Source organism: Variovorax brevis (assembly GCF_030317105.1).
GTDB classification, from domain to species: domain Bacteria; phylum Pseudomonadota; class Gammaproteobacteria; order Burkholderiales; family Burkholderiaceae_C; genus Variovorax; species Variovorax brevis.
The window spans coordinates 135,782-160,357 of the sequence record NZ_JASZYG010000002.1 but is presented as its reverse complement, the minus strand read 5'-3'; the positions used below and the strand labels follow the sequence as shown (position 1 = coordinate 160,357).

Annotated in this window: 22 protein-coding genes and 1 pseudogene; 22 read left to right on the top strand and 1 reads right to left on the bottom strand. The window is 66.3% G+C overall.

Annotated features, from left to right (window positions below; all coding sequences use genetic code 11):
* The first annotated feature begins 37 nt into the window (after positions 1–37).
* The 10 genes from QTI66_RS05405 to QTI66_RS05360 all read left to right on the top strand — a co-directional run bounded on the left by QTI66_RS05405 (position 38) and on the right by QTI66_RS05360 (position 9,821).
* Complete coding sequence (locus tag QTI66_RS05405; protein WP_286557969.1) at positions 38–631, top strand: DUF3305 domain-containing protein; 594 nt, start codon at positions 38–40, stop codon at positions 629–631.
* The gene (locus tag QTI66_RS05400; RefSeq protein ID WP_286557968.1) at positions 624–1,262 is read left to right on the top strand and encodes a DUF3306 domain-containing protein; all 639 of its coding nucleotides are present in this window, start codon (positions 624–626) and stop codon (positions 1,260–1,262) included. Before QTI66_RS05405 ends, QTI66_RS05400 begins: the two co-directional genes overlap by 8 nt.
* Positions 1,222–3,306: a 4Fe-4S dicluster domain-containing protein gene (locus QTI66_RS05395; RefSeq protein ID WP_286559007.1), complete on the top strand. Its 2,085-nt coding sequence runs from the start codon at positions 1,222–1,224 to the stop codon at positions 3,304–3,306. The genes QTI66_RS05400 and QTI66_RS05395 overlap by 41 nt, the downstream gene beginning before the upstream one ends.
* Positions 3,303–3,920: a TorD/DmsD family molecular chaperone gene (locus tag QTI66_RS05390; protein ID WP_286557966.1), complete on the top strand. Its 618-nt coding sequence runs from the start codon at positions 3,303–3,305 to the stop codon at positions 3,918–3,920. The genes QTI66_RS05395 and QTI66_RS05390 overlap by 4 nt, the downstream gene beginning before the upstream one ends.
* 112 nt (positions 3,921–4,032) lie before the next feature.
* Positions 4,033–4,263 (top strand): formate dehydrogenase, encoded by a 231-nt coding sequence (locus tag QTI66_RS05385; RefSeq protein WP_286557964.1) that lies wholly within the window; start codon positions 4,033–4,035, stop codon positions 4,261–4,263.
* A 12-nt stretch (positions 4,264–4,275) separates the two neighbouring features.
* Positions 4,276–7,248 carry a formate dehydrogenase subunit alpha gene (locus QTI66_RS05380; RefSeq protein ID WP_286557961.1) on the top strand — a complete coding sequence of 991 codons (2,973 nt, stop codon included), beginning with the start codon at positions 4,276–4,278 and terminating at the stop codon, positions 7,246–7,248.
* A 10-nt stretch (positions 7,249–7,258) separates the two neighbouring features.
* Positions 7,259–7,882 carry a formate dehydrogenase FDH3 subunit beta gene (gene fdh3B / locus QTI66_RS05375; protein WP_286557960.1) on the top strand — a complete coding sequence of 208 codons (624 nt, stop codon included), beginning with the start codon at positions 7,259–7,261 and terminating at the stop codon, positions 7,880–7,882.
* The gene (locus QTI66_RS05370; protein ID WP_444814948.1) at positions 7,879–8,175 is read left to right on the top strand and encodes a hypothetical protein; all 297 of its coding nucleotides are present in this window, start codon (positions 7,879–7,881) and stop codon (positions 8,173–8,175) included. The genes fdh3B and QTI66_RS05370 overlap by 4 nt, the downstream gene beginning before the upstream one ends.
* A gap of 15 nt (positions 8,176–8,190) precedes the next feature.
* Positions 8,191–9,378: a formate dehydrogenase subunit gamma gene (locus tag QTI66_RS05365; protein WP_286557958.1), complete on the top strand. Its 1,188-nt coding sequence runs from the start codon at positions 8,191–8,193 to the stop codon at positions 9,376–9,378.
* The gene (locus QTI66_RS05360) at positions 9,378–9,821 is read left to right on the top strand and encodes a hypothetical protein (protein WP_286559003.1); all 444 of its coding nucleotides are present in this window, start codon (positions 9,378–9,380) and stop codon (positions 9,819–9,821) included. Before QTI66_RS05365 ends, QTI66_RS05360 begins: the two co-directional genes overlap by 1 nt.
* 138 nt (positions 9,822–9,959) lie before the next feature.
* Here QTI66_RS05360 and QTI66_RS05355 read toward each other — a convergent pair whose 3' ends face one another.
* Positions 9,960–10,667: a TetR/AcrR family transcriptional regulator gene (locus tag QTI66_RS05355; RefSeq protein ID WP_286557955.1), complete on the bottom strand. Its 708-nt coding sequence runs from the start codon at positions 10,665–10,667 to the stop codon at positions 9,960–9,962.
* A 171-nt stretch (positions 10,668–10,838) separates the two neighbouring features.
* On the opposite strand from QTI66_RS05355, the gene QTI66_RS05350 reads away from it, so the two are divergent.
* The 12 genes and pseudogenes from QTI66_RS05350 (at position 10,839) to QTI66_RS05300 (ending at position 24,575) form a co-directional block, all read left to right on the top strand.
* A complete protein-coding gene (locus QTI66_RS05350; RefSeq protein WP_286557954.1) occupies positions 10,839–11,705 on the top strand; it encodes a fumarylacetoacetate hydrolase family protein in 867 nt (288 codons plus the stop codon).
* Positions 11,706–11,715: 10 nt separating this feature from the next.
* Positions 11,716–12,513: an alpha/beta fold hydrolase gene (locus tag QTI66_RS05345; RefSeq protein WP_286557952.1), complete on the top strand. Its 798-nt coding sequence runs from the start codon at positions 11,716–11,718 to the stop codon at positions 12,511–12,513.
* 1 nt (position 12,514) lies between these two features.
* A complete protein-coding gene (locus QTI66_RS05340; RefSeq protein WP_286557951.1) occupies positions 12,515–13,807 on the top strand; it encodes a metal-dependent hydrolase family protein in 1,293 nt (430 codons plus the stop codon).
* Positions 13,808–14,232: 425 nt separating this feature from the next.
* The gene (locus tag QTI66_RS05335) at positions 14,233–15,516 is read left to right on the top strand and encodes a metal-dependent hydrolase family protein (protein ID WP_286557950.1); all 1,284 of its coding nucleotides are present in this window, start codon (positions 14,233–14,235) and stop codon (positions 15,514–15,516) included.
* Between the two features lie 37 nt (positions 15,517–15,553).
* Positions 15,554–16,495 (top strand): branched-chain amino acid ABC transporter permease, encoded by a 942-nt coding sequence (locus tag QTI66_RS05330; protein WP_286557949.1) that lies wholly within the window; start codon positions 15,554–15,556, stop codon positions 16,493–16,495.
* Positions 16,496–16,532: 37 nt separating this feature from the next.
* A complete protein-coding gene (locus tag QTI66_RS05325; protein WP_286557948.1) occupies positions 16,533–17,669 on the top strand; it encodes a branched-chain amino acid ABC transporter permease in 1,137 nt (378 codons plus the stop codon).
* Between the two features lie 16 nt (positions 17,670–17,685).
* The gene (locus tag QTI66_RS05320) at positions 17,686–18,942 is read left to right on the top strand and encodes an ABC transporter substrate-binding protein (RefSeq protein ID WP_286557947.1); all 1,257 of its coding nucleotides are present in this window, start codon (positions 17,686–17,688) and stop codon (positions 18,940–18,942) included.
* 22 nt (positions 18,943–18,964) lie between these two features.
* A complete protein-coding gene (locus QTI66_RS05315; protein ID WP_286557946.1) occupies positions 18,965–19,789 on the top strand; it encodes an ABC transporter ATP-binding protein in 825 nt (274 codons plus the stop codon).
* Positions 19,789–20,289 (top strand): annotated as a pseudogene (locus QTI66_RS39545) (ABC transporter ATP-binding protein); the annotation flags it as partial. The gene QTI66_RS05315 and the pseudogene QTI66_RS39545, both read left to right, overlap by 1 nt.
* A 513-nt stretch (positions 20,290–20,802) precedes the next feature.
* Positions 20,803–22,017: a Tm-1-like ATP-binding domain-containing protein gene (locus QTI66_RS39540; RefSeq protein ID WP_353506185.1), complete on the top strand. Its 1,215-nt coding sequence runs from the start codon at positions 20,803–20,805 to the stop codon at positions 22,015–22,017.
* A 32-nt stretch (positions 22,018–22,049) separates the two neighbouring features.
* Positions 22,050–22,880 (top strand): phosphoenolpyruvate hydrolase family protein, encoded by an 831-nt coding sequence (locus QTI66_RS05305; protein WP_286557944.1) that lies wholly within the window; start codon positions 22,050–22,052, stop codon positions 22,878–22,880.
* Between the two features lie 12 nt (positions 22,881–22,892).
* Complete coding sequence (locus QTI66_RS05300; protein WP_286557943.1) at positions 22,893–24,575, top strand: flotillin family protein; 1,683 nt, start codon at positions 22,893–22,895, stop codon at positions 24,573–24,575.
* Position 24,576 lies beyond the last annotated feature (1 nt).

Here is a 24,576-nt window from a genome sequence, read left to right as displayed (position 1 = left end):
GCCTATGTACCCTCTTGCATAGGCTATCGTGTACTGCATGTCCGTTCGTGAACCCGCAGATGTCCTGGGTGCCGCCGCACGACCCACGCTCGACGTGGCCGTGGTCATGCGGCGCGAGCGCATCCACGGCCCCGCCAGCCGCTGGCAGCCGTGGCGCTGGGTGCTCGACAGCGTGGTGCGCGACGAAGCAGCCTTCGGCCGCGACATCCGCCTGCTCACGCAGGACGACGAAGCGCAGCGCTGGCTGCATCCCGGCCATCAGGTGCAACTGTTTCGCGATGACCTCGAAGGCTATTACCTCAACGCGACAACGCCCGCGCCCTGCTGGTTCGTGCTGTGGCGCATGGACGAAACGCCCACGCTGGCCGAGGAGCCCCTTGCGCGCCCGGTGGCGGTGAGCCTGAGCTACCACGACGCCGGCCGCTGGCTCGACGCACAGGAGTTTGTCGACCAGGTGCCCGCGCCGCCGGAAATCATTGGCTGGATGGGTGAGTTCGTCGATGCGAACTACATCGTCGAGCCCAAGCGCCGGCGCCGTCCGGAAAGCTTCAGGCCGCTGGTCGACCGCTTCGGCAATGCGGCGAGCGTGACGACCGAAAAGCCCAAGGGCAAGGGAGCCGGCGATGTCTGAAGACGAGAGCTTCTTCAAGCGCTGGTCCCGCCGCAAGCAGGAGGTGGCTGCGGAATCTGAACCTCTCCCTACCCCTCCGGAGGAGGGTCGGGGTGGGGGCACGACGGCGCTGGTTGATCCCACCAGCCCCCGTCCCGGCCTTCCCCCGGAGGGGGAAGGAGAAAAGCAGGAGCCCTCGCCCCTCACCCTTGCCGACACCGAGTCGCTCACCCTCGACTCCGACTTCAAGCCCTTCCTCGCCAGCAACGTCGCGCCCGAAGTCAAGAACGCAGCGTTCAGGAAGCTCTTCGCCGATCCGCACTTCAACGTCATGGACCGGCTGGACATCTACATCGACGACTACTCGAAGCCCTCTCCCTTGTCCGAGGCCACCCTGCGCCAGATGGCGAGCGCCCGCTTCCTGAAGCTCTTCGACGACGACGAAGAAGACGACAAGAAGAAAGATCAGACTCCCCCGGCGTCCCCCGACGCGAAGGCCGAAGAGGCCCATGCCAGCCAGCCGGTTGCCAGCGCAGCAGAAGAAGCGCAGCAACTCGCCAGCCAACCTCACGATGACCCAGAAAACGCTGATCTGCGACTGCAACCAGACGATGCCGCTCGAGCCGAAGACGCTCGGCGCCGCGCTGGCTGAACCTCTCACGCTCCATTCCGGCCTGTGCCGTCGCGAGGCGCCCGCCTTTCAGCGGGCGCTGGCGGGCGGCGGCGGCCTCGTTGTTGCCTGCACGCAGGAAAAACGCCTCTTCACCGAAATCGCAGAGCAAACGCCCGGCGCTGCCGAAGCCGGCGCGGTGGTGCGCTTCGTCAACATCCGCGAGACCGGCGGCTGGAGCCGCGACGCCAAAAGCGCGATGCCCAAGATCGCGGCGCTGCTCGCCGCCGCGCACCTGCCCGAGCCGGAGCCGGCGCCCACCGTCAGCTACGCGAGCCAGGGCCGGCTGCTGATCGTCGGCCCGCTCGATGCCGCCGAGCACGCCGCGGCGCTGGTGGGCGATGCGCTCGCCGTGACCATCTTCTCGCAAGGCCCCGGCGCCACCGGCGGCATGCAGGAGCGGCGCTATCCGGTCATGGCCGGGCGGATTGCATCGCTCACCGGCTGGCTGGGTGCCTTCAAGCTCGGCTGGTCGCGCAGCAATGCGATCGACCTCGACCTGTGCACGCGCTGCAACGCCTGCCTTGTCGCATGCCCGGAGCAGGCCATCGGCCTCGACTACCAGATCGATGAAAACAAGTGCACCTCGCACCGCGACTGCGAACGCGCCTGCGGCGTGGCCGGCGCGATCCGATTCGACCGGCCCGTCGAATCGCTGGACGCGGACTTTGACCTCGTGCTCGACCTTGGCGCCGCGCCGCTCATCGACTGGCATGCGCCGCCACAGGGCTACTTCCATTTGCCGGGCGGCTTGGCGAACGCCCAGGGCGCGCAAACCTTGCTGCGCCTACGCGAACTGGTGGGCGAGTTCGACAAGCCGAAGTTCTTCGACTACAAGCAAAAGCTCTGCGCCCACAGCCGCAACGAAGTGGTCGGCTGCAATGCCTGCGTGGAGGTTTGCTCGGCCCACGCCATCAGCAGCGACAAGGAACGCCAGCGCATCGTCGTCAACCCCAACCTCTGCGTGGGTTGCGGCGCCTGCACCACCGTGTGCCCGAGCGGCGCGCTGGGCTACACCTGGCCGCCGGCAACCCACCAGGGGCGCAAGCTGCGCACGCTGCTGTCGACCTACGAGAAGGCCGGCGGCCGCGACGCCACGCTGCTGCTGCACAGCGAGGAGCAGGGGCAGGCGCTGATCGGCGAACTGGGCCGCGCCGCGCAATTGGGTCGCGCACACGGCGTGCCCGCCCACGTCATTCCGCTGGCGCTGATGCACGTCGCGAGCACGGGCATCGACCTGTGGCTGAGCGCCATCGCCTGGGGCGCGTCGCGCGTCGTCGTGCTCGCCACGGGCGAGGAAGCGCCGCAGTACCTTGCTGCCCTGCGGCGTCAGATGGACGTGGCGCAAGCCCTGTTGCAAGGCCTTGGCTATGAGGGCACGCACTTCTGCCTGATCGAGGCCAACGCGCCCGACAGGCTCGACGCTGCGCTTGCCAGCCTTCCCACGGCGGTCACTCGCCGCCCCGCGCAGGCCGCGCGTTTCGCCGTCTCTTCCGACAAACGCGGCACGCTTGAATTCGTGATCGACCACTTCATCGAGCATGCGCCGGCGTTGAAGTCCGCACCGCCCTCGTTCGCCGTGCCGCTGCCTGCTGGCGCACCCTACGGCGCCGTCGCTGTCGACAAGGACGCCTGCACCTTGTGCCTGGCCTGCGTCGGCGCCTGCCCCGCCGGTGCGCTGCTGGACAACCCCGACGCGCCGCAACTGCGCTTCATCGAAAAGAACTGCGTGCAGTGTGGGCTTTGCGAAAGCACATGCCCTGAGAACGCGATCTCGCTCGTGCCTCGCCTCTTGGCGTCGCCCGAGCGGCAGCAGCGCGTGGTGCTCAACGAAGCCAAACCGTGGAGCTGTGTGCGCTGCAGCAAACCCTTTGGCACGCAGAAGGCCATCGAGGCCATGCTCGGCCGCCTCGCCGGCCACTCGATGTTTCAGGGCGAAGCACTGGAGCGCCTGAAGATGTGCAGTGACTGCCGCGTGATCGACCTGTACAGCGCGCAGAACGAATTGAAGATCACCGACCTATGAACGCGATTCCCGTTGCCTCCTCCGCGCTCGACGAAGAACTGGCGCGCGCCGAGTTGTACGGCGTTCTGGCGCGTTTGTGGTTCGCACCGCCCGATGCCGAGTTGCTCGATGCGCTGCGCGTGGCAGTGACCGAGGCGCCCGCCGCCGGCGCGTACCTCGAAGAGCCGTGGCGCGAACTCGTCGGCGCCGCGCGCGACCTCACGGTGGACAGCGCACGCAAGGAATACGACGCGCTCTTCGGCGGTGTCGGCAAGCCCGCCGTCATGCTCTACGGCTCGCACTACCTGAGTGGCTTCCTCAACGACAAGCCGCTCGCGCAGTTGCGCACGGACCTGGCAAGGCTCGGACTGGCGCGCGACGAATCCCTCGGCGAGACCGAAGACCACGTCGCCTGCCTCTGCGAAGTGATGCGCTACCTCATCGCCGGAGAGGACGTGGCGGTGGCCAATCTCAAGGAGCAGCAGGCCTTCTTCGCGCGGCATATGCAGCCGTGGGTGCCGGCCATGTGTGATGCTGTGGTGCAGCATCCATCGGCTGTTTTCTACGCATCGCTGGCGCGCTTCACGCAGGCCTTTGTCGGTGTGGAAGCACAGGGCTTCGACATGCTCGAATGAGCAGTCATGCAAAGCCGCAATCGTGATATCGGATAAGGGTCTGAACTAGTATTCAGACCTATGCAAATCGGTTCATATCGAATGTGAACCAAGCCATTCGGGGGTCTTCGTCATGCCGAACAGCCAACTCGCCGGTGCCGTTGCACCGGCCTCGCGCAGGAAGTTTTTTGCAGGTGCTGCAGCCGTCGGTGCTGCCACTGTCGCCGTCACGGTCTTGCCCGGCATGACCGAAGCGCCTGCCGACACACAGGCCGCTCCCGCGCTGCCGCCGGCGCCAGCCAATGGCGGTGGGTACTCGCTCAGCGAGCACGTCAAGCGCTACTACAAGTCCACCGCGGCCTGACGAGGACACACCATGCTGCTCACCCCCCGAAAGAACGGCTCCACCGCGCGTGCCGTTGCCACCAATTCGCCTTTCATCCACAGCCTGCATCGCGGCCTGTCCAACGCGCTGCCCACCATGGACCGTCGCGCCTTCCTGCGCCGCTCGGGCTTGGGCGTCGGTGTCGGCCTTGCGGCTGGCCAGCTCACGCTGATGCGCAAGGCCAATGCCGCCGACGGCGCACGGCCGACCGCGGTCGGTGCCGGCAAGGTCGAGGTGCGCCGCACCGTGTGCTCGCATTGCTCGGTCGGCTGCGCATCCGATGCCGTCGTCGAGAACGGCGTGTGGGTTCGTCAGGAGCCGGTGTTCGATTCGCCCATCAACCTCGGCGCGCATTGCGCAAAGGGTGCTGCACTGCGCGAGCACGGCCATGGCGAGTACCGCCTGCGCTATCCCATGAAGCTGGTCAACGGCAAGTACGAGCGCATCAGCTGGGACCAGGCGCTCGATGAAGTCACGGCCAAGCTCAAGGAGTTGCGCCAGGCCAGCGGCCCCGACTCGGTCTACTGGATCGGCTCGTCCAAGCACAGCAACGAGCAGTCCTATCTGATGCGCAAGTTCGTGAGCTTCTTCGGCTCCAACAACTGCGACCACCAGGCCCGCATCTGCCACTCGACCACGGTGGCCGGCGTTGCGAACACATGGGGCTACGGCGCCATGACCAATTCGTACAACGACATGCGCAACGCCAAGGTGGCGCTGTACATCGGATCCAACGCCGCCGAGGCGCATCCGGTGAGCATGCTGCACATGCTGCATGCCAAGGAAAACGGCTGCAAGATGATCGTGGTCGATCCGCGCTTCACCCGCACGGCGGCCAAGGCCGACGAATACGTGCGCATCCGCTCGGGCTCCGACATTCCCTTCCTGTTCGGCATCCTGTATCACATCTTCAAGAACGGCTGGGAAGACAAGAAGTACATCAACGACCGCGTCTTCGGCATGGACAAGGTCCGCGAAGACGTGCTCGCCAAATGGACGCCCGACAAGGTCGAGGAGGCCTGTGGCGTCAAGGAAGCGCAGGTGCTCAAGTGCGCCACCTGGCTCAATGAAAACCGCCCCGGCACCATCGTCTGGTGCATGGGCCAGACGCAGCACACTATCGGCAATGCCATGGTGCGCGCGTCGTGCATCCTGCAACTGGCGCTGGGAAACGTGGGCAAGAGCGGCGGCGGCACCAACATCTTCCGCGGCCACGACAACGTGCAGGGCGCCACCGACGTCGGCCCCAACCCCGATTCCTTGCCCGGCTACTACGGCATCGTCGAAGGCTCGTGGAAGCACTTCGCCAATGCGTGGGGCGTGGACTTCGAGTGGATCAAGAAGCAGTTTGCGTCGCCCGCCATGATGAGCAAGCCCGGCATCACGGTGTCGCGCTGGATCGACGGCGTGCTCGAAAAGAACGAGCTGATCGACCAGGACTCGAACCTGCGCGGCGTCGTCTACTGGGGCCACGCGCCCAACTCGCAGACGCGCGGCCTGGAGATGAAGAAGGCGATGGACAAGCTCGACCTGCTGGTCGTGATCGATCCTTACCCTTCAGCGACGGCGGCCATGGCGGCGATGCCCGGCACGGACGTCAACCCCAAGCGCGCCGTGTACCTGCTGCCGGCCTGTACGCAGTTCGAAACCAGCGGCTCCGTCACCGCGTCGAACCGCTCGCTGCAATGGCGCGAGAAGGTCATCGAGCCGCTGTGGGAAAGCCGCAGCGACCACATGCTGATGTACCAGTTGGCGCAAAAGCTCGGCTTCGGCGCGGAACTGGTCAAGAACTACAAGATGCAGAAGGTCAAGGGCATGGATGAACCCGTGCCCGATGACATCCTGCGCGAGATCAACAAGTGCTGCTGGACCATCGGGTACACCGGTCAGAGCCCCGAGCGCCTGCAGGCGCACATGCGCAACATGGGCGCCTTCGACGTTCGCACGCTCAAGGCCAAGGGTCCACTGAAAGACAAGGTCAACGGCTACGACATCGGCGGCGACTATTTCGGTCTGCCCTGGCCATGCTACGGAACACCGGAACTCAAGCACCCGGGATCGGCCAACCTCTACGACACGAGCAAGCACGTCATGGACGGCGGCGGCAACTTCCGCGCGAACTTCGGCGTGGAGCGCGGCGGCGTCAACTTGCTCTCCGAAGACGGCTCGCATTCGCTGGGCGCCGACATCACCACCGGCTACCCCGAACTCGACCACCTGCTGCTCAAGAAGCTCGGCTGGTGGGACGAACTCAGCGAGCCCGAGAAGAAGGCGGCTGAAGGCAAGAACTGGAAGACCGACCCTTCGGGCGGCATGATCCGCGTGTTCATGAAGAACCACGGCTGCCATCCCTTCGGCAATGCCAAGGCGCGTGCGGTGGTCTGGAACTTCCCGGATGCGATTCCCCAGCATCGCGAGCCGCTCTATGGCATCCGGCCCGACCTCGTGGCCAAGTACCCGGCGCACGACGACAAGGCCGCGTTCTGGCGCCTGCCCACGCTGTACAAGTCGGTGCAGCAAAAGAACATCGCGGACAAGCTGCACGAGAAGTTCCCGCTCATCATGACCTCGGGGCGCCTGGTCGAGTACGAGGGCGGCGGCGAGGAAACCCGCTCCAACCCGTGGCTGGCCGAGTTGCAGCAGGAGATGTTCGTCGAGATCAACCCCAAGGTGGCGGCGGAGAAGGGCATCCGCAACGGCGAGCGCGCCTGGGTGCACACGCCGACCGGCGCCAAGCTCAACGTGCAGGCGCTGGTCACCGAGCGCGTGGGGCCCGACACGGTGTTCCTGCCCTTCCACTTCTCGGGGCGCTGGCAGGGCGCGGACATGCTGGCTTACTACCCCACGGGCGCGGCGCCGGTGGTGCGCGGCGAGGCCATCAACACGGCCACGACCTACGGCTATGACAGCGTCACCATGATGCAAGAGACCAAGACCACCGTCTGCAACATCGAAAAAGCCTGAGGAAACCGACATGGCACGAATGAAGTTTGTCTGCGATTCCGAGCGCTGCATCGAGTGCAACGGTTGCGTCACGGCCTGCAAGAACGAGAACGAGGTGCCGTGGGGCGTGAACCGCCGCCGCGTGGTCACGCTCAACGACGGCGTGCCGGGCGAGAAGTCGATCTCGGTGGCCTGCATGCACTGCTCCGACGCCCCCTGCATGGCGGTGTGCCCGGTGCAATGCTTCTATCGCACCGACGAAGGTGTGGTGCTGCACGACAAGGACGTGTGCATCGGCTGCGGCTACTGCTCCTATGCCTGCCCCTTCGGCGCGCCGCAGTTCCCGTCGCAAGGCACCTTCGGCATGCGCGGCAAGATGGACAAGTGCACCTTCTGCGCCGGTGGCCCGGAAGCCAACGGCTCCGAAGCCGAGTTTGAAAAGTACGGGCGCAACCGCTTGGCCGAAGGCAAGCTTCCCGCCTGCGCTGAAATGTGCTCGACCAAGGCCCTGATCGCCGGTGACGGCGACGTGGTGGCCGATATCTTCCGCACCCGCGTCGTGCAGCGCGGCAAGGGCGCTGAAGTGTGGGGCTGGGGCACGGCCTACGGCTCGAAGGTGGCCGGCGAGGCGCCGACGAACGGAGTCAAGAAATGAGCGCCGTTGCGAGCGTGGGGGCACGCATGCGCCGCGGGGGCTTGCTTTTTGTCGTGCTCGCGGCGGTTGCCCTGGTCGCGTGCTCTGAAAAGCCGCAGACCAATGCCGGAGGCGTGAAGCAGGATGCCCCGCCGTGGACCGGCACCGGCGGCACCGCCACTTCAGGCGTCAACCCGGCGCCTGGCACGCCGTTCAGTGCGCCCGGATGGAAGGGCGGCGACAAGCTGGCTTGGGAGCAGCAGCTCAAGGCCCGCGCGCAGAACGGGCAGAACGAATACAACAAAGAGAACTGAGCGGGAGGCCTTCGCATGTCCAGAGCCTTCTCCGCAGTTCTCCTGACGATGGCCCTGCTGGGCTTTGGGTCCGCGTCCGCGCAGGCCCCGGCGGCGCCGCCTTCCGGGCCCGTTGCGGCGGGCGCGATCCAGAGCCAGAACATCTTCGAGGTCAAGCCCGAAGCCAGCGCCGACCCGCACTACCTCCAGCAAAGCAACGGCGAGCGCAACAAGGTCCAGCCCGGCAACAACGCACCCATGTGGCGGCAGGTGGCGGGCGGCGTCACCGGCTACAGCAGCCTGCCGACAAGCGAGGCGCCCGAGGCCGGCAACCTGATCCAGGGCTTTGTGCAGTACCCCGGCTCGCGCTACACCAACGCCGGCGAAGCCTGGCGCCAGGTGCGCAACGACTGGTTGATTCCCTACGGCGCCGCGCTGCTGTTCGTCGTGCTGCTGGCGCTCGCGATCTTCTATTTCACGCGCGGCCCCATCGGGTTGCACGGCCATGAGACGGGCAGAAAGATCGAGCGCTTCACGCCCTTCGAGCGGGCCACGCACTGGTCCAACGCCATCGCCTTCGTCACGCTGGCCGTCAGCGGCATCGTGATGGCCTTCGGCAAGTTCTTCCTGCTGCCGGTCATGGGCGGCGCATTGTTCGGCTGGCTCACCTACGCGCTCAAGAACATCCACAACTTCGTGGGGCCGTTGTTCGTGGTGACCACGGTCTTCATGATCGTCACCTTCATCCGCAGCAACTGGCTGCGCAAGGACGACTGGCTTTGGCTCAAGAAGGGCGGCGGCCTGTTCGGTGGCGGCCACGAGCCGGCGTCGCACCGCTTCAATGCGGGGGAAAAGGCGGTGTTCTGGGGCGGGGTGCTGTTCCTGGGCAGCATCGTGATTGGCTCGGGCCTGTTCCTGGACAAGCTGATTCCGGGCGTTGCCTACGTGCGCGGCAACATGCAGATCGCCCACATGATCCACGCCGCCGCCACGCTGCTCATGATGGCGCTGATCATGGGCCACATCTACATCGGCACGCTCGGCATGAAGGGCGCCTACAAGGCCATGCGCACCGGCTACGTCGACGAGACCTGGGCACGCGAGCACCACGAGCTCTGGTACGACGACATCGCCGCCGGCAAGATCCCGGCGCAACGCTCCAGCCCACAGCCCGGCGCGCCGCGCGCGTCGCAACCGGTGCCTGCCGAAGGATCGACCTCATGATGAAGAACATGCTGCTGCGCCTGCTTGCATCGGTTTCCGTGGCCACTCTGGCGTCCACAGCGTTCGCCAAATTGCCCACGCCTGACCCCACCCCCGAAGCCAAGGCCAAGGCCGCCGAGACGGCTGCGCGCACGGCGTGGACGGGCAAGGTCGATGCCTACCAGCTGTGCGTCGTGCAGGACAAGGTGGCGGCCAAATACCGCGAGGGCGCGACGGCGGCCGGCAAGTCGGTGCCCGCGGCAGTGACCACGCCGCCCTGCACCGATCCGGGGCCGTTCGCGTTCGCCGCGCCTCCACCGGCGCCAGCAGCCCCAGCGGCCCCAGCGGCCGAGGCGGCCAAGCCGATCGAAGCCGCCGGCGCGCATTCGCCGGCGCCCACGGCGACGTCGCCGCCGAGCGGCACGCAACCGGCGGCCGTCACCAATCCGACGCCGAAGCCGTGACGCCCTGAGACTTGACGCCACGCAGGCGGGAGTCGTCAACCAAGAGATCAATGGGGCGCCGCGTTGCGGGCGCAGGATGGCTCTTGAATGGGCGTCGCCTTTGCACACCAAGCGTGACGCGAGCAAATTCGCGCGCCCTCAACGCCGCTTGGTGTCGATAGGTGCAACGGTTTTCGCGCCGTTCAGCCGGGCTGGACGATCGGCTGGCGCCGCCTGCGCATCGCGCAGCGCCGCGTCGATCAGCGCATCGGCCATCCACAGCGCCGTGCGCTCGACCTCGCGATCCTTCAGGCCCCAGATGTCCTTGAGGATCACGTAGGGCTCGATGCCGTAGACGATCGACAGGGCGTGGTGCAGCCTGTCCCGCACGGCCGGCTGCATCAGCGGCGCCAGCGGCTCGATGGCGTGCTCGAGGATGCGCACGCGATGGCCGCGCCGATAAGGCTCCTCTTCCAGCAGCCCCGCGCGCTCCAGCCCCCATTGCTCCAGCGACAGCTGCGCCGCGGCACGCATCTGCGCCTCGAATTCCTTGAAGCGCGGAAAGGTGCGCAGGAACAATTCATGGACCCGCTCGCGCCCGTTCGGGTTGTCCGACGCCAGTTTGCGAATCGGCCCCAGCGAGCTGTCGATCACCGCCGTCACCAGCGCGCTGCGGCTCGGAAAATAGCGGTACGCCGTGGCGCGCGACACCTTCGACTGCGCCGCCGCCTCGGCCACCGAGGGGATGTGGCCGCTGTCCTGGATGATCTTCATCGCCGTGTCGAGCAGCAGCCGGTAGGTGGCCGCGCGCACGCCGCGCTCGGGAGGAGTGGGAGCCTCGCTCAGCTTGTGTTTCAGTCGCGCCATCGGGTTTGTACGGGGCTTGGGAGCCCCTGGCATCTATTGTGAATAACTGTGGCCGACTCGTATGATGCAGCCATCCCGATTTGAGACGCAAGTCTCAAACATGACTTCCGAGATCCTGCGACAGCCGGTTCAAGTCTGGCCAGATCGCGGGGCGACATGGAGACAAAGTCAATGCGCCTGGCCAGTTGGAATTGGGGTGGACGTGATGTCGTGGGCACGATCTCGCCGGACGGGCGTGAAGCCACGCCGCTGGCCGTGCGCGACCCCTCGCTGGGCGTGCTGCCGCTGATCCAGGCGCTGGCGCGCGACGAACCCTTGCCTGCGCCTTCGGGCACGCGACTTCCCGTCGAACTGATCAGCCTGCGTGCGCCATTGCCGCGCCCCTTGCGCAGCCTGTTCTGCGTGGGCCGCAACTACCGCGCGCACGCCACAGAACTGGCGGGCACGGTGTTTCGCCAGACCATGCCGGAGAGCGACCCGTGGCCCATCGTGTTCGGCAAGCTGGGCGAATGCGTGGTGGGGCCGCACGACACGGTGTACCTGCCATCGCCTTCCGTGTCGGTGCAGATCGACTACGAATCGGAGTTGGCGGTGGTCATCGGCCGTGGCGGGCGCGACATTCCGCGATCGCGTGCGATGAACCATGTGTTCGGCTACACGGTGGTGAACGACGTCACCGCGCGCGACGTGCAGATGCGCCACCAGCAGTGGGACCTGGGCAAGAGCTTCGACCACTTCTGCCCGATGGGCCCGTGGATCGTGAGCGCCAACGAAGTCGACGGCCGCGCGACGCGCGTGCGCGGCTGGGTCAATGGCGCGCTGCGCCAGGACGGGCAGACGCGCGACATGATCTTCGACATCCCGACGCTGATCGAAACCTGCTCGCGCGGCATCACGCTGCACCCCGGCGACGTGATCGCGACGGGCACGCCGGCGGGTGTCGGCATGGGCATGGACCCGCCGCAATGGCTCAAGTCCGGCGACGTGGTGCGCATCGAGATCGATGGCGTGGGCGTCATCGAGAACCGCTTCGAGTGAAAGGCTTGTCATGGGCTTTCAATTGATCGACCGCATCGCGGTGGAAGAAGAGGGCGAAGGCCCGGCCATCGTCTGCGTGCATGGGCTGGGCGGCAGCTCGAACACCTTCACGCCGCTGATGCCGGCGATGGCACGGCATCGCGTGGTGCGCCTGGACCTGCCGGGCAGCGGACGTTCGCAACGCGCCGAAGGGCCGCTCACCATCGAGCGCTATGTTGCGACGGTGCTCGACACCTGCGACCGGCTCAAGGTGATGCGCGCCCATTGGGTCGGACATTCGATGGGCAACATCATCCTGCAGCACATCGCGGCGGCGCATCCGAAGCGCGTGGCGAGCCTTGCCTTGTTCGGGCCGCTGATCACGCCGCCCGATGCGGCGCGCACGGCCATCAAGGCGCGAGCCGCGAAAGCGCGTGAAGGCGCGGCCGGCATGCAGGAGATCGCGCAGGCCTTGCTGCAAGCGTCCATCTCCGCCGACACGCGCGAGCGCTTGCCGATTGCCGTGGCTTACGTGCGCGAAAGCCTGATGCGTCAGGACGGCGAAGCCTATGCGCGCAGCTGCGAGGCGCTGGCCGCGGCACAGCCCGCAGCCGTCGAGAACATCGAAGCGCCGGTGCTGCTGGTCACCGGCGATGAGGACGGCGTTGCGCCGCCGCAAGCCGTGCGCGCGATGGCCGACCGGCTGCATCGCGCCGCCAGCAAGCGCGTTGTCGTGTTGCCGAAATGCGGGCACTGGACGCCGGTGGAGCGGCCCGAGGAATGCCAGCGCGAGTTGCGTGAATTTCTGGCTGCCAACGCAAGGAGCTAGCATGGCCGATGTGATGTTCACCAACGTGAAGATCTTCGATGGCGGTGGCGAAGCGCCGTTCATGGGCGACGTGCTGGTGCAGGGCAACCGCATCTCGCGGGTGGTGAAGACTTCGTATGGGGCGCGCTCGGTGCCCGTGTCGGGCGCACAGGTCATCGATGGCGCGGGCGCCTTCCTGATGCCCGGCATGGTCGAGGCGCACACGCATTTCTCGTGGAACGACCAGCCCAGCCTGGATGCCATCCAGCGCATGCCGCCGGAGGAGCACATCCTGTGGTGCGCCGAAGTGGCGGAGCGCTATCTGGACATGGGCTGGACCAGTTGCGTCGGCGCCGCCACCGCCAAGCCGCGGCTCGACGTGGTGATCCGCAACGCGATCAACGACGGCACCATCATCGGGCCGCGCTACCTGGCGGCCAGCCAGGAGATCACGGTGCCCGGAGGCTTGGGCGACACCACGCAACCACACCTGCCGCAACCGGAGTTCGCCTTTGGCGCCATCGTGAGCGGTGCGGAGGAGATGCGTCGCTGCGTGCGCATGTTCTGCAAGTACGGTGTGGATTCGCTCAAGATCAACCTGTCGGGCGAGTCGATCACCGGCATGCCGAGCGAATCGAGCCAGTTCACCGAAGAGGAAGTGCGCGTCTGCGTCGAGGAGGCGAAGAACTGGGGCAAGCGCGTGGCGGCGCATGCGCGTTCGACCTGGTCGATCAAGCAGTGCGTCAAGCAGGGCATCGAGGTGATCTACCACGCGAGCTTCACCGACGAAGAGGCGCTGGACATGCTGGAGGCGCACAAGACCGAGCACTTCATCGCGCCGGGGCTGGCGTGGCTCATCAACACTTCGTATCACGCAAGCCAGTGGGGATTGACGCCGGAGGTGACGCGCAAGATGGGCTATCACCGGGAGCTGGAAGCCGCGGTCGAGAGCATGCGCGCGATGCGCAAGCGCGGCATCCGCATCCTGCCGGGCGGTGACTATGGCTTTGCGTGGACACCTCATGGTACGAATGCGAAGGACCTGGAGTACTTCGTGAAGTACGTGGGCATGAGCACGATGGAAGCGCTGCTGTCGGCGACCGCGTGGGGCGGGCCGATGATGCGGATGGGAAAGGTGCTGGGGTATATCCGCGAGGGGTATCTGGCGGACATCCTGCTGGTGGATGGGGATCCGCTGGCGGACATCACGGTGCTGCAGGACAAGGCGCGGATCCTGGCGGTGATGAAGGATGGCGAGTTTCATCGCGCGCCGCCGGTGCGGCGCTCTGCGCAGATGACGCGGTGGGCGGCGTGACATGAGCTTCTGGTTTTTGTCTTATCCCCTCTCGGTGTCTTGTCCCCTCTCCCTCCGGGAGAGGGCCAGGGTGAGGGCACCGGGCGTATCCACCGCCCCGCCTCATCAAAGACCCGGAGCCCTCACCCCAACCCTCTCCCGGAGGGAGAGGGAGCAATACCCGGCATCTGGTCTTTGCCCCCTTTCGCTCCGGGAGGAGCAAGACCTGGCATTTGGTCTTTGTCCCCTCTCCCTCCGGGAGAGGGCTAGGGTGAGGGCACCGGGCGTATCCACTGCCTCACCTCATCAAAGGCCCGGCGCCCTCACCCCAACCCTCTCCCGGAGGGAGAGGGAGCAATACCTCGCGCTTGGACTGAGTCCCCTCTCCCGGAGGGAGAGGGAGCAAGACACTCGCGCAGCGAGCGCGGTTCTGCAAGGAGAAGCACATGGCTGATGTCGTCTTCACCAACGTCCGCATCCTCGACGGCACAGGCCAGAACCCCTATTCCGGCAGCGTGCTCGTGCGCGGCAACCGCATCCGCCAAGTGGGCCGCAGCACCGCCCCCATCTCCCCCGGCGGCGCGCAAGTCATCGACGGCGCCGGCGCCACCCTGATGCCCGGGATGTGCGAAGCCCACACACACTTCTCGTGGAACGACGCCGCAACGCTCGCCGCCATCCAGACCATGCCGCTCGAAGAGCATGTGCTGTGGTGCGCCAAGGTCGCCAAGCGCTACCTGCAAGCCGGCTTCACCTCCTGCGTCGGCGCCGCGTGCGCCAAGCCGCGCCTCGACGTGGTGATCCGCAATGCCATCAACGCCGGCCAGATCCCCGGCCCGCGCTACCTCGCCGCCAGCCAAGAGATCACCGTGCTCGGCGCACTCGGCGACGAGACATTGCCCCACCTGCCTTTCCCCGAATTCAGCTTCGGCGTGAACATCAGCGGCGCGGACGAAATGCGCAAGGCCGTGCGCCTGTTCCTCAAGTACGGCGTGGACTCCATCAAGCTCAACCTCTCGGGCGACAACTTCACGCCGCAGTCGCCCGCCGAGACCGCATGGATGCTCGACGAGGAAGTCGCCGCCGCCATGCGCGAGGTCAAGATCCGCGGCAAGCGCGGCGTGGCGCATGCGCGCTCATCGGAAAGCGTGAAGCAGGCGCTGCGCCACGGCATCGACCTGATCTACCACGCGAGCTTCATCGATGACGAGGCGCTCGACATGCTCGAAGCCGCGAAAGACCGCGTGTTCGTCGCGCCCGGCATTGCCATCCTCTACGCGATGCTCTACGAGGCCGAGCCTTGGGGCATCACGCATGCGATGGCCTGCGACATGGGATACCAGATCGAATGGGACGCCGCTTGCGTTTCGCTCTCGAAGATGCACAGGCGCGGCATCCGCGTGCTGCCGGGCGGTGACTACGGCTTTGCCTTCACGCCGCATTGCCAGAACGCGCGCGACCTGGAGTTCTTCGTCAAGTACCTCGGCTTCACGCCGATGGAAGCGATCCGCTGCACCACGCTCTATGGCGGCCAGATCATGATGAAGCCCGACGAACTCGGCGTCATCAAGGAAGGTTACCTCGCCGACATGCTGCTGGTCGACGGCGACCCGCTCGCCAACCTGTCGATCCTGCGCGACCCCAAACGCCTCCTCGCCGTGATGAAGGATGGCGAATTCGCCAAGGCGCCGGAGATCGCGACGCAACGTACGTGGGAGCGGGTTGCGTGATCGCCGCACGCGAAGTGGCAAGCCGCAGGGGAGCAAATTGACCCGGAAAAGCTGGGCCCTCTGGCTGTTGTTCGGCATCCCGATCGCGGTGTTCGTGGTCTGGGCCATCGTCGACAACTACACGCTGTTCTTCAAGACTTTTCTCAACGGGCTGACGCTCGCGTCGCTCTATTTCCTGGTGGCGAGCGGCTTCACGCTCGTGTTCGGTCTGATGCGCAACGTCAACCTCGCGCACGGCTCGCTCTATCTGATCGGTGCGTACATCGGCTGGTACGTGGGCGAGCACACGGGGTCGTGGGTGCTCGCGGTCATCGCAGGATTTCTCTCCGCTGCGGTGCTCGGCCTCTTGATGCAGGTGCTCGTGTTTCGCCACATGCAGGGGCAGGACCTGCGCCAGACGCTGGTGACCATCGGACTGTCGATCGTGCTGGCCGATCTCGCGCTGTGGATCTGGGGCGCGGAGATCTACACCTTCGATCCGCCGGCGTGGATCTACGGCTCGACCACGCTGCCGCTGGTCAACAAGTTTCCGACCTTCCGCATCTTTGTCTTCGTCGCGTCAGTGGTGATCGGCGTGGGCCTGTGGCTGATGCTCACCCGAACGCGCATCGGCATGATGATCCGAGCCGGTGTGGACGACCGCGGCATGCTCGCGGCGTCGGGCGTGAACGTGCAACTCGTCTTCGCGCTGACCTTTGCGATCGGGGCGGGGCTGGCCGGACTGGCGGGCGTGGTGGGCGGCACGGCCTTGTCGATCTCGCCGGGAGAAGACACGCGCTACCTGCTGGCCTCGCTGGTCGTGGTGATCGTCGGCGGCATGGGCAGCGTCGTCGGCGCGGCCATTGGCGCGCTGCTGATTGGCCTCGCCGAGCAATTCGGGCTGGCCTATGCGCCGACCTACAGCGTCGTCTTCACTTTCGTGATCATGGTCATCGCGCTGGCATTCAAGCCGCGTGGGCTGATGGGGAAGAACACGTGAGGGCGTTGTCATGAGCGCGGCGAAATGGCGGCGTGCCATGAATTCGTCGGCGGCGGCCGCGGACATGGCACGGGGCGGTCGGCGCGCGGCGGTCGTGCATCCACTCGCAAGATCATCCGGCACCACGAGCGATGCAGCCCCGCATGAAGCATGGTCCCGCTGGCGTTCCGCTTTGCATGCCATCCGCTGGCGCCACGCCATCGTGCTCGCCTTCGTCATTGCCTACCCCTTCTTCGCCACGAACTTCTTCACCTTCCAGATCGGTGCGCAGTCGCTCGCACTGGGCCTCATCGCGCTCTCCCTCACATTTCTCGGCGGCTATGGCGGCATGGTGTCGCTGGCCCAGATGACGGTCGCGGGCTTTGCCGCCTACATGCTCGCCATCTTCGGCACCAGCAGCAACCTGGCGATCAGCCTCGGCTGGCCGTGGTGGCTCGCGCTCATCGTCGCGATCGCGCTGGCCACGCTCGTGGCGGCGGCCATCGGTTGGCTGTCGGTGCGCACCGAAGGCATCTACACCATCATGATCACGCTCGCGGTGGGCGTGGCCTTCTTCTATCTGGCGCAGCAGAACTACACGCTGTTCAACGGCTTCCAGGGTTTCAGCCGCATTGCGCCGCCGACCATCGGCGATGTGAACCTGCACGACCCCGTGCCCTTTTATTTCCTCACACTGGCCTGTGCGCTGGCCGGCTACTTCTTCGTCAAGCACCTGATCCGCGCGCCCTTCGGCATCGCGATGCAAGGCATCCGCGACAACCCGCGGCGCATGCAGGCGCTGGGCTTCAACGTGACGGCGCACCGCGTGGCGGCCTATGCGGTCACGGGCTTGCTCGCGGCGGTCGGCGGCATCCTGATGGTCTGGTACAACGGCCGCATCTCGCCCGGCACCGTGGGCACCGGCGCGATGATCAACATCCTCATCATCGCCGTGCTCGGCGGCATGAAGCATCCCATCGGCGCGTTCATCGGCGCGATCGTCTTCGTGCTCTTGCAGAACTTCGCCATTGACCTGGTGGACCGCGAACGCTTCAACCTCGTGATCGGCGGCGTGTTCCTCGCGATCGTTCTCTTTTCCCCCGACGGACTGCTGGGCCTGTGGCAGCACCTGCGCAACCGCTTCGGGCGTGGCAACGCTTTCACCCACCGCGGCCTTGGCCGCATTCATCGATGACAAGAAGGAGCGAGACATGAGCGAAGGCAAGCGTTTGATGGTCGGGCGCAGCATCGTGGCTGCGGCGGCGTTGATGTCGATCGGCGGCGCCGCGTATGCGCAGGAGACCTTGAAGATCGGCCTGCTGGCCACCCTGGAGGGACCGTTCGCCGCGCCCGGCCAGGACAGCATGCGTGGCGCGGACCTGGCGCTGAAAGACCATGGCGGCATGGCCGGCGGCAAGAAGATCGAATTCGTCAAGGTGTCGTCCGACGCGACGCCCGACAAGGCCGTGAACGCCACGCGCAAGGCGGTGGAGCAGGACAAGGTGCAGATCATGATCGGCCCGCTGTCGGGCGACGAGGGCATCGCCGTCAAGAACTACGCGAAGACGCAGCCGAACATCACCTTCATCAACGGTTCTTCAGGCGCGCAGGCGACCACGCTGCAAGACCCCGCGCCCAACTTCTACCGCTTCAACACCGAAGGCGCGCAGTGGATGGTCGGACTGGGCGAGCATGCCTTGTCCAAGGGCTACAAGAAGACCTTCCTGGTGGCGGAGGACTACGGCTTTCCGTACTCGCAGGTGCAGGGCTTCATGGCCAGCTATTGCGCCAAGGGCGGCAAGGTGGTCGACAAGGCCTGGGTGCCGCTGGGCACCAAGGACTATGCCTCGGTGATCGCGAAAATCCCGAAGGACGTCGACGCGCTGGTCGTGGTGCTCGGTGGATCGGACGCGGTCAACTTCCTCACGCAGTACGAACAGGCCGGTGGCGACAAGCCGATGATCGGTGGCTCCATCACGGTCGACCAGACGGTGCTCAACTTCAAGGGCAAGCGCCGCGAATCGCTGCTGGGCACCATGTCCGCGGGGCCGATGGCCGATTCGATCGACACGGCGGAATGGAAGAAATTCGTGGCCGACTACAAGGCCACGTTCAAGGACGGCTTCCCGAGCCCGTCGCTGTTCGCGTACCTGTACTACATCAACACCAAGGCGACGCTGGACGCGCTCGACGCGGTGAAGGGCGACTTGTCGAACGGGCAGAAGGCGTACCGCGAAGCGCTGCAGAAGACGGACTTCAAGGGCCCGGCCGGGCAGGTGAAGATCGATGCCAACCGCAACGGCGTTGGTCCGACCTACATCACGGAAGTGACCAAGGCGCCCGACGGTTCGTTCTACAACAAGGTCATCAAGACGGTGCCCGACATCTCGCAGACGCTGGGCCTGCCGGAGGCTGAGTTCAAGAAGATGGGGCTGGGCACGCGCGACATTCCGGACTGCCGCAAATGACGCGCGAATAGCTGACCAAGCGATGGCCACGATCACCCCCTTGCGCCCGGCCGCTTTGCGCGCGGCAGCATCGCATGTGAGCAGCGCCGGCGCGCAGTTGCTGTCCGGCGACGCGCTGCGGTTGGAGGGGGTGACGCGTGCCTTCGGCGCGCTGCGTGCGGTGGATGACATCTCGCTCACCGTCACGGCCGGGCAGAAGTACGCCATCCTGGGCTCGAACGGCGCCGGCAAGACGACGCTGTTCAACGCCATCACGGGCGACTTTCCGCCCACGGCCGGGCGCATTCATTTCTTTGGCGAGGACATCACGGACCTGCCGCCGCACGAGCGCATCCGCAAGGGGCTGCGGCGCACGTACCAGTCTTCGCTGCTGTTTCGCGACCTGACGGTGCGCGACAACCTTTTTCTGGCGGTGCGCGGCGTGGCCAGCGGCCGCTTCAGCTTTCTGCGTGCGCGTGCCGGCCACGCGTCGACCCGGGCCACGAACGATCTGCTCGAACGCACGCGGCTCACGCACATTGCCGACGAGCGCGTGGCGAACCTCGCGCATGGGCAGCAGCGGCAACTGGAGATCGGCATGGCGCTGGCCGGTGCACCGCGGCTCATCCTGTTCGACGAGCCGGCCGCGGGCCTGTCGCCTGCGGAGCGACGTGAACTGGTCGCGCTGCTGGGCTCGCTGCCCGCACACATGAGCTTCGTGCTGATCGAGCACGACCTCGACATCGCACTGCGCGTGGTCGACCGCGTCACCGTGATGCACAACGGCCGCGAACTGCGCACCGGCTCGCCCGACGAGATCGAGAACGACGCGCAGGTGCAGGCGATCTACATGGGGAGCAGGCACTGATGGCGTGGTTTCATCGTCAGGAAGAAAGTCGCGTGGTCGCCAGCGGCGTGCCTGTCCTCGCCGTGGACGGGCTCGACGTGTTCTACGGCCGCGCCCACGCGCTGCAAGGCGTGAGCTTGGTGCTGGAGCGCGGCGTGCTCGGCATCGTGGGGCGCAACGGCATGGGCAAGACGACGCTGTGCAACGCCATCACCGGGCTGGTGCCGGCACGCGGCAGCGTGCGTCTGGCCGGTGAAGAGATCCTCGGCCACATGCCCAATGAGATCACCAACCGCGGCATCGCCTATGTCCCGCAAGGGCGGCGCGTGTGGCCGTCGCTCTCGGTCGACGAGACGCTGCGCCTGGTGGCGAGCAAGCGTCGCGAAGTCGATCGCGTCTATGCCATGTTCCCGCGGCTGGCGGAGCGACGTGGTCACGGTGGCGCGCAGCTCTCCGGCGGCGAGCAACAGATGCTCGCCATCGGCCGCGCGCTGCTGCTCAATCCGCGCTTGCTGGTGATGGACGAGCCCACTGAAGGCCTTGCCCCGGTGATCGTCGAACAGGTGGCGCAGGCGCTTCGCGATCTGGCGTCGGAAGGCAAGATTGCCGTGCTGCTGATCGAGCAGAACCTTGGCGTGGCGATCTCGGTGGCGGACCGGATCGGATTGATGGTCAATGGCCAGATCGCGCGCATGATGCCTGCCGCCGAGTTGGCTGCGGATCGCGCATTGCAGGAGCGCTTGCTGGGTGTGCGATCAGGCGGAGACGAGGACGTCGAGGCGCTCGCATCGGCCACCGCCGTGCAGGCGCCTGTTCCCACGCATGTCTTCACCGTGCGGCGCGCGCATGGCGACGGCGCGCCATCGCTGGACGATGTGGCACCGGGTACCGTGCGCGGCTTCACGCGATGGAATGCGGGAGGCACAGCTGCAGCGGTGACGGACATTCCGCGCGGCGCCGCTGCAGCACCGCCACCTTCAGCACCCACCACGCCACCGCCCTCCGCCAGTGCGCCGCGCGTCTTCGAATTTCCCGTGGCCGCCAGCAGCGCGCGATCGGCCTACGTCGCCGGCACCTTCGACACCAAGGGCCGCGAGCTGTCCTTCATTCGCCAGTGCCTCGAAAAACTCGGCATGCGCGTCGTCACCGTGGACCTCTCGACATCCGGCAAGCCTTCGCCCGCCAGCGTGCATCCGCGCGAGGTGGCCCGGCATCACCCGCAGGGCGAATCGGCGGTGTTCAGCGATGACCGCGGCAACGCAATGGCCGGCATGGCCATCGCCTTCGAGGCCTTTCTGCTCACGCGACGCGACTTGGGCGGCATCATTTCCGCGGGCGGTTCCGGCGGCACCTCGATGGCAACGCGCGGCATGCGCGCCTTGCCCATCGGCCTGCCCAAGATGATGGTCTCGACCATGGCCAGCGGCGACACGCGCCCCTACGTCGGGCCGAGCGACATCTGCATGATGTATTCGGTCACGGACGTGCAGGGCATCCACCGCATCAGCGAACTGGTGCTGTCGAATGCGGCGAATGCGCTGGCAGGGATGATGGCGCATCCGCCCGTCACGTCCGACGTCACGAAGACGGCCATCGGCCTCACCATGTTCGGCGTGACGACGCCTTGCGTGCAGGCCGTGACGAAGCAGCTGGAGGAGCAGTACGACTGCCTCGTGTTCCACGCGACCGGCGTCGGCGGCCAGTCGATGGAAAAGCTCGCCGACTCGGGGCTGATCGTCGGCGCCATCGATGTGTCGACCACCGAGATCGCGGACGAAATCGTCGGCGGCACGCTCTCCGCTGGACCCACGCGGCTCGATGTATTTGCGCGCCACACGCTGCCCTACGTCGGCTCTTGCGGGGCATTGGATATGGTGAACTTCGGCGCGATGGAAACGGTGCCCGAGCGCTTCAAGAATCGCCGGCTCTATCGCCACAACCCGACCGTGACCCTGATGCGCACGACGGCCGACGAGTGCCGGCAAATCGGCGAGTTCATCGCGACCAAGCTGAACGCCATGCGCGGTCCGGTGCGCTTCCTGATCCCCGAGGGCGGCGTCTCCGCCATCGACAAGCCCGGCCAGCCTTTTCACGACCCGGATGCCGACCGCGCGCTGTTCACCGCCATCGAAAGCGGCTTTCGCGCTGGCCCCGATCGCAAGCTGCAACGCCTGCCGTTGCACATCAACGACGAGGCCTTTGCCGATGCGCTGGTGCGCGCATGGCAGGACGTTTCGCGGCCCCATTAGAAAGAAGACACCCAAGCGAGGAGAACCCACCCATGCCCCGCATTGCAAGAAGCACACTGCTCGAACGCTTCCGCGCCAAGATCGCGGCCGGCCAGCCCATCATCGGCGGTGGTGCCGGCACGGGTCTGTCGGCCAAGTGCGAAGAGGCGGGCGGCATCGACCTGATCGTCATCTACAACTCGGGCCGCTACCGCATGGCGGGCCGCGGCTCGCTCGCGGGCCTGATGGCCTATGGCAACGCCAACGAGATCGTCTGCGAGATGGCGCACGAGGTGCTGCCGGTGGTCAAGCACACGCCGGTGCTGGCGGGCGTGAACGGCACCGACCCCTTCATGATCGTCGACGAGTTCCTGCAACGCATCATCTCGCTGGGCTTCTCGGGCATCCAGAACTTCCCGACGGTGGGGCTCATCGACGGCATCATGCGGGCCAATCTTGAAGAGACGGGCATGAGCTACCAGCTCGAGGTCGACCTCATCGCGCGCGCCCGAAAGCTCGACCTGCTGACCACGCCTTACGTGTTTTGCGAAGACGAGGCGCGCGCCATGGCGGGGGCGGGCGCGGACATCGTCGTGTGCCATCTGGGCCTGACGACGGGCGGCGTCATCGGTGCCGGCACGGCGCTGAAACTGGAGGACTGCGTGCCGCGCATCAATGCTTGGGCGCGTGCGGCGCGCGAGGTCAACCCCGAGGTCATCGTGCTCTTCCACGGCGGGCCGATCGCCACGCCAGAAGACGCGCAATATGTGCTCGCACGCTGCCCGCAGTGCGACGGCTTCTACGGCGCCAGTTCCATGGAGCGGCTGCCCACCGAGGTGGCGCTCACCGAGACCACGCGACGCTTCGTTCAGATCACGCGATAGGAGACGATTCTTATGTCAGGCGCTCAATTCGGAAGCTTCATCCTCGCCCTGATCGTGGTCGCGATCGTCGTCGCCATCGCGGTGTGGCTGCTGAACTGGCTCTACCTGCGCAGCTCCAAGGAGCGCGCTTTCGTGCGCACAGGGCTGGGCGGGCAGAAGGTGGTGCTCGGCGGCGGCGCCTTCGTGCTGCCGATCGTGCACGACGTCATTCCCGTCAACATGAACACGCTGCGTCTCGAAGTGAGCCGTGGCCGCGACAAGGCGCTCATCACGCGCGACCGCATGCGCGTCGATGTGATCGCGGAGTTCTATGTGCGTGTCGCCACCAGCGAGGAAGCCGTGGCCGCCGCAGCGCAGACACTGGGCCTGCGCACCATGGAGCCCGAGCAGCTGAAGGAACTGGTGGAAGGCAAGTTCGTCGACGCCCTGCGCACGGCGGCCGCCGAAATGACGATGGAAGAGCTGCATGAAAAGCGCGGTGCCTATGTCAAGCGCGTGCGCGACGCGGTGGCCGGCGACCTGACGAAGAACGGCCTGGAGCTCGAAGCCGCATCGCTCACGCAACTGGACCAGACGGGCATGGAGTTCTTCAACCCCAGCAACGCCTTCGACGCCGAAGGCCTCACGCGCCTGACGGAGCAGATCGAGCACCGCAAGAAGCAGCGCAACGACGTGGAGCAGGACACGCTCATCGCCATCCGCAACAAGAACCTCGAAGCGGAAAAACTGTCGCTGAACATCGACCGTGAAGGCGAGCATGCGCGGCTCGCGCAGCAGCGCGAACTGGAAATCGCGCGCGCCCGGCAGCGCGCCGAAGTGGCCGCAGAGCGCGCCCAGCGCGAGCAGGACGCCGAGGGCGCGCAGATCGTCGCCAAACAGAGCATCGACGCTGCGCGCATCCGCTCCGAGCAGACCATCGAGGAGGAGCGCATCGCCAAGGAGCGCGCCATCCAGAGCGCGGAGATCGAGCGGCGCACCTCGCTCGAACTGGCCGAGCAGCAGCGCGCCATTGCCGTGGCGCGCGAGAGCAAGGCGCAGAGCGAAGCCGTGGCCGAGGCTGAAACCGCACGCGCGCTGGCCGTGTCGGCCGAAGAGAAAGTTTTCACGGCCCGCGAGGTCGAGATGGCCGAGCGCAAGAAGGCCATCGAACTCATCGTGGCCGCGCAGTCGGCCGAGCGCGATGCCTTGCGCCTGACTTCGTCCGCGAAAGCCGAGCACGATGCGAGCGCGGCACGCGGCGCTGCGATCCGCGCGCAGGCCGAGGCCGATGCGGATGCCGACAAGATCCGTTCGATGGCGATCAAGGTGCGCGCCGAAATCGAGGCCGAGGCGGCGCGCTTGATGAACGAGTCGCACAACATGCTCTCGCCCGAAGCGCGCATGTCGGCGCTTCGCATGAAGCTGGTGGAAAAGGCCGAGGCCATCATCCGCGAATCGGTGCGCCCGATGGAGCGCATTGACAGCATCAAGATCATGCACGTCGACGGGCTCGGCGGCGGCTCGGGCGAGCTGCGCAATGGCGAGGGTGGCGGCTTTGCCGATGGCCTGGTGAATTCGGCGCTGCGCTTCCGCGCGCAGGCGCCGCTGGTCGATCAACTGTTGCGAGAGATCGGCATCGAGGGCGGCGACATCCAGCGCCTGGTCGGTGACGCGAGCGGATCGCATGCAGCCTTGCCCGCCGCCAAGAAGGAATAGG